The sequence below is a fragment of the Pseudonocardia parietis genome (assembly GCF_017876315.1).
Classification (GTDB): Bacteria; Actinomycetota; Actinomycetes; order Mycobacteriales; family Pseudonocardiaceae; genus Pseudonocardia; species Pseudonocardia parietis.
On sequence record NZ_JAGINU010000004.1, the window covers coordinates 450,042 to 463,583 of the forward strand.

Consider the following 13,542-nt stretch of genomic DNA (forward strand, 5'->3'; position numbering starts at 1 on the left):
GTCAGGCGCTGGCGGCGGAACCGGCTCGCGGCCGTCGCCCGGGCCGCCGCCGCGAGGTGTCGACCACCACGACGTCGTCCTCGACCGATACCGCGTATCCCTCCAGCACGAGCGGCCCTTCCTGGCGCCCACCGGCGGGATCGGTCTCGTCCTCGGGCGAGCCGGGAACCACCTCGACGTCGTAGCGCCGCACCCGGGCGTTGCGCGGGTCGTAGAACGATGCCCCGGTACGGATGTCGAATTCCCAGGCGTGCCACGGGCATCGCAGCGACCGCTGCGACTCATAGGTGATTTCGGAATCCGGCTGCTCGGCCGAGGAGATCCCGAAGACCGTCCCGTACTCGCACAGCGGCGCGCCGGCGTGCGGGCACTGGTTGAGCAGCGCGTAGTACTCGCCGTCGACGTTGAACACGCCGACCGACCGACCCTCGAGTTCGACGACCAGGCGCCCACCGGGCGGAAGCTCCGAGGCGTTGGCGACCATGTAGCGCGTCATCCCGGCAGCTCGATTCCGAAGAACGCAGCCCCGTTGCGCCGCAGGACCTTGTCCTTCAGGTCGGCAGGGAAGGACGGCGGGAAGATTGCCTCCGGCGAGTCGAAGTCGAAGTGCGGGTAGTCCGAGGCGAACAGCACGCGATCGGCGCCGAACTCCTCGATGTACTCGACCAGGTGCGCGGGGTTGTCGGGCTCGTCGATCGGCTGGGTGGAGACCCAGATGTGGTCCGAGACGTACTCCGACGGCCGCCGCTGCAGGGTCGGAACCTCACTACGCAGGGTCTCCCAGTGGTAGTCGAGCCGGCGCACGAGCGGCACGAAATGGGCGACGTTCCCCTCGACGAACATGATCCGCAGATCCGGGAATCGGTCGAACGTCCCCGACAGCACAAGGCTGAGGATCTGCGACTGGAAACTCTGCACCTGACCGACGTGGTACTCGGTGTGATACGAGGTCCAGCCGGTACCGGTGTTGGCGTGCCCGCCGCCCTGGGACAGGTGGACCTGCAGCGGCAGCCCCTGCTCGACCAGTGCTCGGTAGATGGGCCAGTACTTGCGGCTGCCCAGCGGCTCGAGCGTCTTGCTCAGCCCGAGGACCGCGACCACACCCGGATCGGCGCCGACCCGCTCGATCTCCTCGACCGCCAGGTCGGGAACCTCGAACGGCACGGCCATCGCCGCACGCAGCCGCGGTTCGAGGTAGACCAGGCCCTCGAGCTGCCAGTCGTTGACGGCTCGGGTCAGCGCGGCAGCGAGCTCCTGATGCAACGCCTGACTCGCCGGATTGAGGGTCTGTCCGCCGGGGGACAAACACTGCAGCACGCCCAGTTCGATGTCGTAGAGATCGAGGAGCTGGCTGCGCAACAGGCCGAGGTCCGAGCCCGGCAGGCCCTGCTCAGGCCAGGCGTCGGCACGCATCGCGCCGCCGTAGAGCTGCGGATACTCACCCAGATTGAACAGCCCGTTCGTCGTGCGCACGCCGTACTCGTCGACATGGCGGCGCCACCGCGGGTCCAGGTGCTCGAACACCGCGCCAGGCGGAGGCGTCGGGTGGATGTCGACGTCGACGAGCCCTGTTGTGACCGACGGGCGGTGCAATGCACCGACCACGGGACGGTTCTCGAGCGTGGTCATGACTGGCTCCTTTCCTGCGCGGACGAGTCGTCGTCGACGGTCAGGCCGTAGAGGTTGAAGGCGTTGGTGCGCAGCACCCGCTCGCGCAGGCCGGGGTTCGATGTGCCGGCGGTGATCGAGCCCGGGCCGGACCGGTGCCGGTGGGGGTAGTCGCTGGAGTAGACGAGGAGCTCGTCGGAGCCCATCCGGTCCACGATGCGATCGAGTTCACCCGGCTGTTCGGCGCCGTCGGACGGCGCGGTCGTGAACCGCACGTGGCGGCGAATGACGTCCGAGGGGCGCTCGTCGAGCCACGGCACGTCCTGCCGGTAGCTCTTCCACAGCTTGTCGAACTTCCACAGGAACGGTGGCAGCCAGTTGAAGCCGACCTCGGACACTACGATCTTGGTGCCGGGGAACTTCTGGAACACTCCCTCGGACACGATCGAGCAGAGCTGCGCCTCCAGGTTGGCCTGCTGACCTACGTACCACTCGAGGTAGGTCGACGGCCAGCCGACCGAGGTCGGGGCCTGCCGGAACACACCGCCGATGTGGAGGGCAACGGGCAGGCCCGCCCGCTCGGCGGCCTCCCAGATCGGCCAGTGCATCCGCCGCCCGTAGAGCAGTTCGGACTGGCCGAGCAGCAGCACCTGGCAGAACCGGTCCTCACCGGCCCGCCGTTCGATCTCGGCAACAGCGACATCCGGCGAACTCATCGGCACGACGATCGAGGCCCGCAGCCGGTCGTCCTGGTCGAGCCACTCGGCGGCGATCCAGTCGTTCAGCGCCTGCGCATGAGCGGCCTCCCGGCGGGGCTGGTGCACCTGCTGCACGCCATAGAGGCAATTCAGCACCGCGAAGTCGGTGTCCCCGGTGAACACGTCGGCCACGAGATCCTCGACACGGGTCGCAGCTCGGCCGTCGGAGTCGGTGCGAGCTTCGGGCCGCTGCGCGATCGGCGAACGCGGCGGGTGGTAGCTGGGCTCGTACGTCGGGACCATCTGGGCCTCGAGCTGCGCCCGCCAGTAGCCGTCCAGGTACGGCAGCAGCGAGTGCCCCGACCCCATCACCGGGTGGACATCGCAGTCGACGAGGGCCGCACATCGGCCGGGCGGGACCTGTGCGGAAACCACTCCGGTCGCTCGGGCCACAGGTGCCGCGATCGTGCTCATGCGCTCTCACCGGACCCCTGGGCCGAGCGCGTCCGGCCTGTCAATGGCCAGTTTGTGGTCCCCGCTGGTGGCCGGGTGAAAGTCCCCGGTCCGGGGTTGTTCAGCTGGTGTTGATGGCGGCTCCCTTCTTCGCGTTTCGGGCTTCGCGCATGCGGTAGGAGTCGCCGCTGGTGACGACGACCTGGGCGTGGTGCAGGAGCCGGTCGAGCAGGCTGACCGCGGTGGTGTGTTCGGGCATGAACCGCCCCCATCGGTCGAAGGGCCAGTGGGAGCTGATGGCGAGGCTGCGGCGTTCGTAGGCGGCGGCGACGAGCCGGAACAGCAGTTGGGCGGCGGTGTCGTCGAGTGGGGCGAACCCGATCTCGTCGATGATGATCAGGTCATGGCGCAGTGTGTGGTCGATGAGTCGGCCGACGGAGTTGTCGGCCAGGCCGCGGTAGAGCGCTTCGACCAGGTCGGCGGCGGTGAAGTAGCGGACCCGGTGCCCGGCCTCGACCGCCGCCGTGCCAAGCGCGACGAGCAGATGCGACTTCCCGGTGCCGGCCGGGCCGACCAGGGCGAGGTTCTCCGGGGCGCGGATCCATTCCAGCGAGGCGAGGTAGTCGAACGTGGCCTGGGGGATCGAGGAGGCGGACAGGTCGAACTCGTCGAGGGTCTTGGCGACCGGGAACCCGGCCGCCTTGCGCCGGTTGGCGATGTTGGAGGCGTCCCGGGCGGCGACCTCGGCCTCGACCAGGACCCGCAGCAGCTCCTCAGGACGCCAGCGCTGGGTGCGGGCGGTGAGCAGCAGCTCCGGCGCGAGGCGGCGCATCGCGGCGAGCTTGAGTCGTTTGAGCCCGGCCTCGAGGTCCGCGTCGAGCGCCGGGGGCTTGCTCGCAGTCATGACGCATCACCCTCGACGACACCGCCGGCGGGTGTGGCGGTGTCGGTGAAGACGGCGTAGTCGGTCAGCGAGCGGGTCGGGACCGCGGGCAGCTCGACCACCAACGCCTGCCCGGCCGGTTGGGGTCTCGGTGCGGCAGCGCCGGCGGCGAGGATGGACCGGACGTCCTCGGCCCGCCAACGACGGAACGCCGTCGCTCGGGCCAGCGCGTCGAGCAGAGCCTGTTCGCCGTGAGCCTGGCCGAGTGCGAGGAGCTCGCCGAGCTCGGTGCCCAGGCGGGCCGATCCGGCTGCGACAGCACCGGTCAGGAACGCCTGCGCGGCGGGCCCGAGTGCGCAGAACGTCTTCTCGTCAGCGGTCTTCGGGCGGGCCGCCCGAACCGGAGTCGTGGGGCGCGGCCCGCCGTAGTGGGCGTCGATCACCGACGCCTCGCCCGGCCCGACCAGGCGGTGCTCGGCCAACACCACCCCGGCCCCGGCAACTGCGCCGACCCTGCCGCCGGGTGTGGCGGTGGACAGGATGGTGAGGCGGTCGGCGTGGGTGCGGACCTCGACCCGGGTGCCGATCGCGGTGGTGGGGACCGAGTAGCGGGCCGACCCGAACCTCACGCAGGACAACCGGTCGACTTTGCGGATCACCGCCGGGCCGGTGATCCGAGGGCGCAGCGACGGGAGCCCGCCCAAGACGTCGAGCTCGTGTTCGGCCAGCCGCTCAGCGGGGATCGCCGCGATCTCCGAGTGCGTCACCGCGTTGACCTCCGCGCACCACTGCTGCGCTGCGGCGTTGGCCGCGGCCAGGTCGGGGCGTCCCGGCCCCCCGGTGTCCCCGGTGTCGAGGTCGACCAGGTCGCAGCCGATGATCAGGTCGGCTTTGGCGTAGCCGACGAGGTTCTCCACGATGCCCTTGGACTCCGGATCGTTGCCGTGGCAGAAGTCCGGGCGGAACCGGTAGTGGCTGGCGAAGCGCACGTAGTCCGGTGTCGGGACCACGAGGTCGGCGACCACGGCGGCCTTCAGACACCCCATCCGGTCGGCGAGCACGACCTTCGGGACCCCGCCGATGGTCTCGAAGCACTCGGCCAGCATGTTCAGGGTGGTCTCGGCGCGTTCGTCGACGGCGAAGCGGACGAACCGCACCCTCGACCAGGCCAGCACGGCGCAGAACACGTGCAGCCCGGCGATCACGCCCCAGTCGATGACCAGGTGCTCGCCCGGGGACCACACCGCCGGACGCCGCCCGCGGTGATGATCGCGGCGCCAGTCGGCCTTCGCTTGCGCGACGAGGCGGCGGAAGTTGCGCGCCGAGCCCTCGTAGCCCGCGGCGCGAGCATCGGGCAGCAGCCGCTTCGCCGAGATCCTGCCCTTGGTCTTCTCCACTCGCCCGGCGACCAGCTCGGCGACCGACTCATAGTTCCGGGAGCGTGGTTTGCGTTGCGGGACAACACCCCCCGCGTCATGACGCTCGATGACCCGACGCACGGTCTTCGGTGTCGTGGCGCAGATCGCGGCCGCGCCGCGATAACTGCCGACATCCCGATAGGCCGAAATGATGTCCATCCGTTCCCTCGCAGACTTCAATGGGAGACCCCTGGGTGGTGCGGCGGCTGGCTTCGACAACCACCACCGTCACCGCCCAGGGCCTCAACCCGGCGTACGACACGACGAGGGACCGGGGACTTCTATCTGGCCACCAGCGGGGACCTCACAAGGCCACCCGCGGGGACCTGAACCTGGCCACCAGCGGGGACTTTTTCATGGCCACGGACACGGCCTGACGCGAGGGGGAAGGGGATGCCCGTGGGCGTGGTGCGACCGAAGCCGGCGAGGCCCGGCTGGGAAGGCCGCTGCGGAGTGTGGTGGACGTACGCCACGGATAGCTCCTGGTTCGACGGTGAAGCAGTAGGAGGACGACAGGACCGTGATGTGAGTCCGGTGAGCCGGTCAACGACAGATTCAGTTCTCGCAGCTCAGCGTTCCACATAGTGGAAATTGACAGGTCCCTTCGCCGGTTCTAGCGTCTTGATCCGTGGTTACGGCAAATAAATCGCTCCATAATATGGAACGCACCAGGATGGCGCGTGATCGTGAACGGGCCGGAGATCAGAGTCGGCAAGGTTCGCAAAGCGTTCGCCGGGCACTCGATCTTCTGTCACTGATTGCCGCCTGGGACCGCAGAGGCGGCCTGTCCGTGGCCGAGGTCGCCGACGAGTCCGGTCTGACCAAGCCCACCGCCCACCGGCTCCTGGGTGAGCTCCTGCATGCTGGCTTCCTCGAGCAGGCACCCGACCGCCGATACCAGCTGGGCCCGGAGGCCTACGCCGTCGGCGCCGCGGCCGAAGCCCGATACGGGATCCAGCAGCAAACGCTCGCAGCAGCTGCGCGGCTCGCCGGGGCATCGGAGGACGTCGCGGTTGTCACCGTGCGCCGACGCCTGCACTACGTCTGCATCCACCGCGAGGAAGGCAGATGGCCGGTGCGCAGCCACGTCCTGCAGCTCGGGGACAGGCTTCCGTTGGGCGTGGGGTCACCGGGACTGGCCTTCCTCGCCGCGATGAGCCCGGACGACGCGGAAGAGATCGTTGCGGCCAACGCCGACGAGGTCAGCCGGACCTTCCCGCACCTTCCTCCGGACAGGGTCCTCGGGATGATCGACGAGTCCCGCGCGCGCAGCGGGATCGGTCTCAACCGTGGCTTGGTCGGGGACGACTCCGCGGGCATGAGTGTGGCGGTCCCTGCCGCGAACGGTGGCCCAGGTGTCCTGTCGATCGGCATCGTCGCCCCGGCCTCGCGCATGGAACCCGACCGCGAGCCACTGCTCACCTCGCTGCTGCTCCGCGAAGTCGAGCACCTCGCCGGGCGAGGCCGGGTGCGCCGGTCGGGCCGCGCCGATGGATGACGATGCGCTGTTCGAGACCAAGGAGAACACTTACGTGGAAGCGCCGACGTCCGGTTCACAGCCCGGCACGTCCGCAGGCTGGGCCCCCGGTCTGCACGAGACGCTGGCGACGGCGGTCCGCCCGGAGGCGGTCCGGACCCGGGCGATCGATGTGCTGGGGATGGCGCACGACGCCTCGCACTTCGCCCGCACCCCGCGCGCCGTGGTCACCGTGCAGGGCGCCGACGACGTCGCCCGGCTGTTCACCGCGTCCGCCGCGACCGGTGTGCCGCTGACGTTCCGCGCCGGCGGCACCAGCCTGTCCGGCCAGGCCGTGACCGACGGGATCCTGGTCGACGCCCGGCGGCACTTCCGCGGCATCGAGATCCTCGACGACGGCGCCCGGGTCCGGGTCGGGCCCGGCGCGACCGTACGGGCGATCAACACCCGGCTCGCCCGCCACGGCCGGATGCTCGGCCCGGACCCGGCCAGCGAGGTCGCCTGCACCCTGGGCGGCGTCGTCGCGAACAACTCCTCCGGGATGGCCTGCGGCACCGCCGCGAACAGCTACGCGCTGCTCGACTCCCTCGAGATCGTCCTGCCGTCCGGGACCACACTGGACACCGGCCACCCCGGCGCCGACGACGAGCTGCGCGCCCGCGAACCCGACCTGTGGGCCGGGCTGGCCCGGCTGCGGGACCGCCTGCGCGGCAACGAGGCCGCCCGCACGAGCATCGAGACACAGTTCTCGCTCAAGAACACGATGGGCTACGGGCTGAACTCGTTCCTCGACCACGACCGCCCGGTCGACATCCTCACCCACCTGATCGTCGGGTCCGAGGGCACGCTCGCGTTCATCACCTCGATCACCATGCGCACCGTGCCCGTGCTGGCCCACACCCGCACCGGACTGCTGGTGTTCTCCGACCTCGCCGAGGCCAACCGCGCGCTGCCCGATCTCGTCGACTCCCGGCCCGCCACGATCGAGCTGCTCGACGCCACCTCGCTACGCGTCGGGCAGGCCGACACCGACGCCGACCCCCGCCTGCGCGCCCTGTCCGTCGACGCACACGCCGCCCTGCTGGTCGAGTACCGCGGGCACACCGCCGCCGAGGTCGACGAACTCGCCGGGGCCGCGTCCGGGCTGCTGGGACGGCTCCCGCTGCACGGCCCACGCGAGCTGTCCGCCGACCCGGCGGCCAAGGCCGGGCTGTGGAAACTGCGCAAGGGCCTCTACGCCAAGGTCGCCGGCGCGCGGCCCCCCGGCACCGCCGCACTGCTGGAGGACATCGCCGTCCCGGTCCCGGACCTGCTCGCGACCTGCGAGGGCCTGATCGAGCTGTTCGGCCGCCACGGCTACGACGACGCGGTGATCTTCGGCCACGCCAAGGACGGCAACGTCCACTTCATGCTCACCGAGCGGCTCGGCGACTCCGGCGGGGACACCAGCGGCCGCGACCGGTTCGGCCGCTTCACCGACGACATGGTCGACCTCGTACTCGCCCACGGCGGCACCCTCAAGGCCGAGCACGGCACCGGGCGGATGATGACCCCGTTCGTCCGCCGCCAGTACGGCGACGACCTCTACCAGGTCATGCAGGAGATCAAACAGCTCTGCGACCCGCACGGGCTGCTCTCACCCGGCGTCGTCCTCGACGACGACCCCGCCGCGCACCTGTCCGACCTCAAGTCCGCCCCACCGGTCGAGTCCGAGGTGGACCGCTGCGTGGAGTGCGGGTTCTGCGAACCCGTCTGCCCCAGCCGCGACCTGACCACCACACCGCGCCAGCGGATCGTGCTGCGCCGCGAGCTCGAGAAGGCCCGCGCCGCCGGTGACCACGCACTGGTCGCCGAGCTGGAGGACGACTACGCCTACGACGGCGTCGACACCTGCGCCGTCGACGGCATGTGCGCCACCGCCTGCCCGGTCACGATCAACACCGGCGACCTGATCCGGCGCCTGCGCGCCGAACGCCCGCAGAAGACCGCCGCAAAGGGCTGGGAGTTCGCCGCCAAGCACTGGAACGCCACGACCCGGCTCGCCGGAACCGCCCTGACCGTCGCGAAGAAGGTCCCCGGCGCCGGCCCCGCGTCGACGGCGCTGCGGAAGGTCATCGGCCCCGAGCAGGTACCGCAATGGGCCCCCGACCTGCCCGCCGGCGGCGCCCACCGCGTCCCGAGCGGGCTGGTCTCGCAGCGCGCCGCGGTCGCCGACCTGGTGCTGTTCTCCTCCTGCACCGGCGCCATGTTCGGCACCGCCTCCGGCGCTACCAGCGGGGCCGGCGCGGACCGGGGCGCCGCGGACGCGTTCGTCCGGCTCTGCCACCGCGCCGACGTCCGGGCCACCGCGCCCGAGAACCTGCCGTCGCTGTGCTGCGGCACCCCGTGGAAGTCCAAGGGCCTGTCCGACGGCGCCACCGCGATGGCCCAACGGGTGCTCCCCGCGCTCTGGACCGCCACCCGGCGCGGCGCGATCCCGGTGGTGACCGACGCGTCGTCGTGCACCGAGGGGCTGCGGGTCATGATCGCCTCCGGACCGGCCCAGTACCACGGCATCGAGGTGCTCGACTCCGTGTCCTACACCGCCGAGCACCTGCTGCCCAAGGTCACGGTGTACGAGCCACTGGATCGGATCGTGCTCCACCCCACCTGCTCGGCGACCCAGCTCGGCCTGACCGAACCACTGCGCCGCCTCGCCGCCGCGGTCGCGGCCGAGGTCGTCGTGCCCGACTCCTGGGGATGCTGCGGATTCGCCGGCGACCGCGGCCTGCTGCACCCCGAGCTCACCGCCTCGGCCACCGCCGAACAGGCCTGGGAGATCGCCGGGATCGACGCCGACGCCCACGCCTCCTGCAACCGGACCTGCGAGATCGGCATGAGCCGGGCCACCGGCCGCGACTACGTCCACGTCCTCGAACTGCTCGAGCGAGTCTCGCGACCGACGGGGGAAGCGCCTGCACCAATTGTCCAACTCAAGTTCAAGCACTCTGAGGCCAGAAAAGGCGATGGTGAGTGAAACCTGACGACGATGGCAACCCGCGTTCCATCGATCGACCCGCTTCCTAGGCTTAGGCGGGACGAGCATCGCGGAAGAGATGTGACAGTACCAGGCGTCGTAGCGGCGGTCCCGGTAAAGGGCTAATTCGACCTCGTACCTCACTCTGGAAAAGAACCTCGCTCGCCGCGGGCCCCACCCAGCCGGCAGGCGGTCAGGTGCCGTACATGCCAGGGTCGCACCCGCCTCGACTCGATCCTGCACCGCGGGCACACCGCCCACGACGCGGCGGCGCGCATTAACCAGCGATGACAGACCCGGAACCCAGAAGCGAGATCATGACCGCACCGACGAAATGATCACAGAACGTTCGGGTGCGGCCATCGAGTATGACGCGCCCCGACCCGCCGCTTCTGCGCCAGAGTCGATGTTCTTACAGTACCCGCCGCCCTCGTCGTGCCGGAGATCCCCCCTGAGGTCAGCTCCACAGAAAAGAGAAGTGTGCACTAACGAGCGTGCGAACCTTGTGCACGTTTCGCTCCTCTAGCGCCGCCAGAAGCTCGGCGCGCTCGGCACGAATCTTCTCCAGCGAGAGACCGACAGGCATTTTGTGCTGCGACAGAAAGAGTCGACACTCATTGATAAGCCGAGCGTGCATACGAGCGAGCCGCGAACTACCAGTTGATCCAATCAGAGCTGAGTGGAAGTCCATGTCCGCATCGAGCGCTCCGTGAATACCCTCGACTGCTGCGCGACGGTCGAAATGCGCGAAAGAGAGACGGACGGCGTCCTTCACGTGGCCATACTCGGCAATGCTTGACAATGCTTCGCATTCCAGGAGTTCGCGGGCGAAGTACAAATCTCTGGCGTCGGCCAGGTCGAACACCGGGATCCGAGCGGACTTATTGGCCGCACGACTCAGCAGCCCGCTGGCGACGAGTCGCTCGAGCGCTACCCTTGCAGTCGAACGAGCCACGGAGAACTCGTCACAAACGAATCTCTCACTAACAGCCAATCCAGGCGCGATCTCGGCGCGCAGAACCTGCCTGGTCAATGCACGAGTGAGCGCATCGACGCGCGAAACTACACCGAGAGCAGGGGCGACCATCATATCACGAGTCCAATCGCCAGCTAGAGGAAGGTCGCGGCGCAGGCACCGGATGTCTCCCTACGGCAGGAAATGTCCGTCCTCGACCGGCGGCGCGACGGCCACTAGGCACACGGAGATCGTGCGCATTCACTCGCTTATTAATTGTCGCAGACATTTGTGCTCGATCCTGCCGAGCTTGAGCGCGTACACTCTTCCGACCTATCTCCCCGGACTTTCCCCACCAGAAGCCCTCCGACGATCAACAATAGCGTGGCTGCGGGCGCCGCCACTTCAATCACACTGCCACCGATGGGCAACATCGCGCGGACTAGGAACGTCGAAACAGCAGCCAGAACGACCCCGCCCACATAGAGGACAAGCTGATCTGAATACCGGCGTACCGCCAACTGGAAGGCGGCAACGACAGAGACAGCGAATGCACACGCATCCAGCAGGAAGATTACCGCCGAAAGCGCCTGTGTGTTCTGATTCAGAGACGTGTCGAGCAGAAGCGGAATAATCATTGCCGGAGGAACTGCAGAGGGCGTCAGGAGCTCGCTCGTCATGTTAGCTCCATCAACAGGTCGCCGCCCTCGGCCTGCTGGGCCTCGCCGACTCGATGGGGCGCTGGGGCGGGCGCCGGTGGTAGTGCGCTCGAGATGCGCCGGGTGGCCGTCAGGTGCAGCACCTCGGTCGGCGGCCCCACGAAGGTGATGCCCTCCTCTCGGCACGCCCGCGCCAGGTCCGGGTTCTCCGACATGAACCCGTAACCCGGGTACACCGCATCCGCGCCGGCCTTGCGCGCCGCCCTGATGACCTCGTCCACCGACAGGTACGCGCGCACAGGATGGCCGGGCTCGCCGATCTGATAGGACTCGTCCGCCTTCGCCCGGTGCAACGAGTTGCGGTCCTCGTACGGGAACACGGCGACCGTGGAGACTCCCAGCTCGAACGCCGCCCGGAACGCCCGGATCGCGATCTCACCCCGGTTGGCCACCAGCACCTTGCCGAACATCTGACTCCTCACTGTGACGGCTGTGCGGACCGGCCCGGCCGCACACCGCAGGGGCCGGGTGGGGCGGTCCTAGTGGAGTACCTTGTCGCGCGCAGTCCTACGGCTCCGGATCATGGCAGCGATCAGTCCTCCCACCACCAACAGGAGCAGGATCGACCCGAGGTTGACCCCGACGCCGTAGACCCAGATGAAGGCGAGCGCTCCCGCGAGCAGGCAGTAGTAGGTCAACGGGATGATCGTCATCCGGATGACGTCGCCTTCCCTGCCGAGCAGACCGACCGTCGCCGACGCGGCAACCACGTTGTGCACCGTGATCATGTTCCCGGCGGCACCGCCGACGGCCTGAGCAGCGACGATGGTTTCCGGGCTGACTCCGATGTTGGACGCCGTCGCGAACTGGAACAGGGCGAACGTCATGTTGGAGATGGTGTTCGAGCCGGCCACGAAGGCGCCGAGCGCGCCGATCCACGGTGCCAGCACCGGCCACGCCGGCCCGACGACCGCGGCGGCCCCTTCCGCCAGCGTCATCGGCATACTGGCCAGACCGCTCACGTTGAACTCCGGGCCGCTGTTGATCATGATCCGCACCATCGGTACGGCGAACAACAGCGCGGTGGCGGTGCCGGCCAGTTGGCTGGCCGACACCGACCAGGCGCGCGCGATCTGCTTCCCGCTCATGCGGTGGCTCGCGTAGGTGATCAGACAGGCCGCGAGGAAAACCGCTCCGGGCGAGTAGAGCACCTCGACCTGTTCGGAGATGCCTGTCCCCAGGATGTCGGACGGTCCGATGGCGACCGTCTGCAGCGCCTCCTTGAACGGTTCCACCGTCCGGCTCAGCACGAGGAGCACCGCAACGACGACGTAGGGGGACCACGCGCGCCAGGTGCTCATCCGCACGCCGGTGTCGGAGGTATCCGGTTCGACGTCGCCGACCCAGCGGTCGAGCCACCGTTCCCGCGGTGGGAAGTCCCAGGTCTCCTTGGGCATCAAGAAGCCGCGGCTGGAGGTGAACATCACCAGCGCCAGGCCGATCAGGCCGCCCAGCAGCGACGGGAACTCCGGCCCGAGGAAGGTGGCGAGCAGCAGGTACGGGACGAGCATGGCGACCGCCGCGTAGATCGCGAAGGGGGCCACCGCGAGTCCATCGGCGAAGCTGCGCCGCTCTCCGAAGAAGCGGGTCAGCAGGCAGACCATGAACAGCGGGATGAGGATCCCCGCTGCGGCGTGCATCAAGGCGACCTGGATTCCGATCGACGACAGGTAGCTGGCCTGGTCAACACCCAGTTCGGCGGCCCGTGCCTCCACCGCCGGGTCCCCGGCGAGGCCCTGCCCGACACCGGTGAGGATCGGCAGGCCCACGGCACCGAAGCTGACCGGAGTGGACTGAATCGTCATTCCGACGAGGACCGCACCCAGCGCCGGGAACCCGAGGGCGAGCAGAAGTGGGGCGACGATCGCCGCGGGCGTGCCGAATCCGGACGCGCCCTCGATGAACGACCCGAACAACCATCCGATGATGATCGCCTGTACTCGGCGGTCCGGGCTGATGCTGGTGAATCCGGCACGGATCGTCGCCAGCGCACCGCTCTGCGCCAGGGTCTGGAGCAGCAGCAGGGCGCCGAAGACGATGAACAGCGCCCCCACCGCGATGACGAGGCCTTCCACGGATGCTGCGGCGAGGACGTCGAGGTTCATCCCCCAGACCAGTCCACCGATCAGTGCGGAGACGACGAACCCGATCGGCATTGCGTACTTCGCCGGCCATCGCAGACCGACGAGAAAGATCGCAACGACGACGACCGGGGCCAGAGCGAGCACGCTCAGGAAACCCAAGTCTTCCACGATGAAGCCTTTCGGTATCTGTATTCGGGACGTTTGCGCACGGCAATTCGTCGACTCCGCGCC

Annotated in this window: 10 protein-coding genes and 1 pseudogene; 2 read left to right on the forward strand and 9 right to left on the reverse strand. The window is 69.0% G+C overall.

The features are described 5' to 3' along the window. Position 1: 1 nt before the first annotated feature. The 5 genes from JOF36_RS38370 to istA form a co-directional block, all read right to left on the reverse strand. Entirely contained in the window at positions 2-496 is a 495-nt protein-coding gene (locus JOF36_RS38370; RefSeq protein ID WP_210037105.1) for a Rieske (2Fe-2S) protein, read from the reverse strand. Then, positions 493-1,629, reverse strand: a complete 1,137-nt coding sequence (locus JOF36_RS38375; RefSeq protein WP_210037106.1) for an amidohydrolase family protein — start codon at positions 1,627-1,629, stop codon at positions 493-495. Before JOF36_RS38375 ends, JOF36_RS38370 begins: the two co-directional genes overlap by 4 nt. Continuing rightward, positions 1,626-2,780, reverse strand: a complete 1,155-nt coding sequence (locus JOF36_RS38380) for an amidohydrolase family protein (protein WP_210037107.1) — start codon at positions 2,778-2,780, stop codon at positions 1,626-1,628. Before JOF36_RS38380 ends, JOF36_RS38375 begins: the two co-directional genes overlap by 4 nt. 100 nt (positions 2,781-2,880) lie before the next feature. After that, a complete protein-coding gene (gene istB, locus JOF36_RS38385; RefSeq protein WP_210025094.1) occupies positions 2,881-3,663 on the reverse strand; it encodes an IS21-like element helper ATPase IstB in 783 nt (260 codons plus the stop codon). Continuing rightward, positions 3,660-5,240, reverse strand: a complete 1,581-nt coding sequence (istA, locus tag JOF36_RS38390) for an IS21 family transposase (RefSeq protein ID WP_245350681.1) — start codon at positions 5,238-5,240, stop codon at positions 3,660-3,662. Before istA ends, istB begins: the two co-directional genes overlap by 4 nt. A 493-nt stretch (positions 5,241-5,733) precedes the next feature. Between istA and JOF36_RS38395 the strand changes: the two genes are divergently transcribed. Next, on the forward strand, positions 5,734-6,558 hold the full coding sequence (locus JOF36_RS38395) for an IclR family transcriptional regulator (protein ID WP_245353365.1): 825 nt from the start codon (positions 5,734-5,736) through the stop codon (positions 6,556-6,558). After that, positions 6,551-9,553, forward strand: coding sequence for an FAD-binding and (Fe-S)-binding domain-containing protein (locus tag JOF36_RS38400; RefSeq protein ID WP_210037109.1), 3,003 nt, complete (start codon positions 6,551-6,553; stop codon positions 9,551-9,553). The genes JOF36_RS38395 and JOF36_RS38400 overlap by 8 nt, the downstream gene beginning before the upstream one ends. A 457-nt stretch (positions 9,554-10,010) precedes the next feature. Here the strand turns inward: JOF36_RS38400 and JOF36_RS38405 are convergent, their stop codons facing one another. The 4 genes and pseudogenes from JOF36_RS38405 to JOF36_RS38420 all read right to left on the reverse strand — a co-directional run bounded on the left by JOF36_RS38405 (position 10,011) and on the right by JOF36_RS38420 (position 13,479). Further along, a complete protein-coding gene (locus JOF36_RS38405) occupies positions 10,011-10,643 on the reverse strand; it encodes a GntR family transcriptional regulator (protein ID WP_210037110.1) in 633 nt (210 codons plus the stop codon). A 137-nt stretch (positions 10,644-10,780) separates the two neighbouring features. Next, positions 10,781-11,188 carry a hypothetical protein gene (locus JOF36_RS38410; RefSeq protein WP_210037111.1) on the reverse strand — a complete coding sequence of 136 codons (408 nt, stop codon included), beginning with the start codon at positions 11,186-11,188 and terminating at the stop codon, positions 10,781-10,783. Between the two features lie 98 nt (positions 11,189-11,286). Further along, positions 11,287-11,637: pseudogene (locus JOF36_RS38415) on the reverse strand (biotin carboxylase N-terminal domain-containing protein); the annotation flags it as partial. A gap of 69 nt (positions 11,638-11,706) precedes the next feature. Continuing rightward, complete coding sequence (locus JOF36_RS38420; protein WP_210037112.1) at positions 11,707-13,479, reverse strand: L-lactate permease; 1,773 nt, start codon at positions 13,477-13,479, stop codon at positions 11,707-11,709. Positions 13,480-13,542 lie beyond the last annotated feature (63 nt).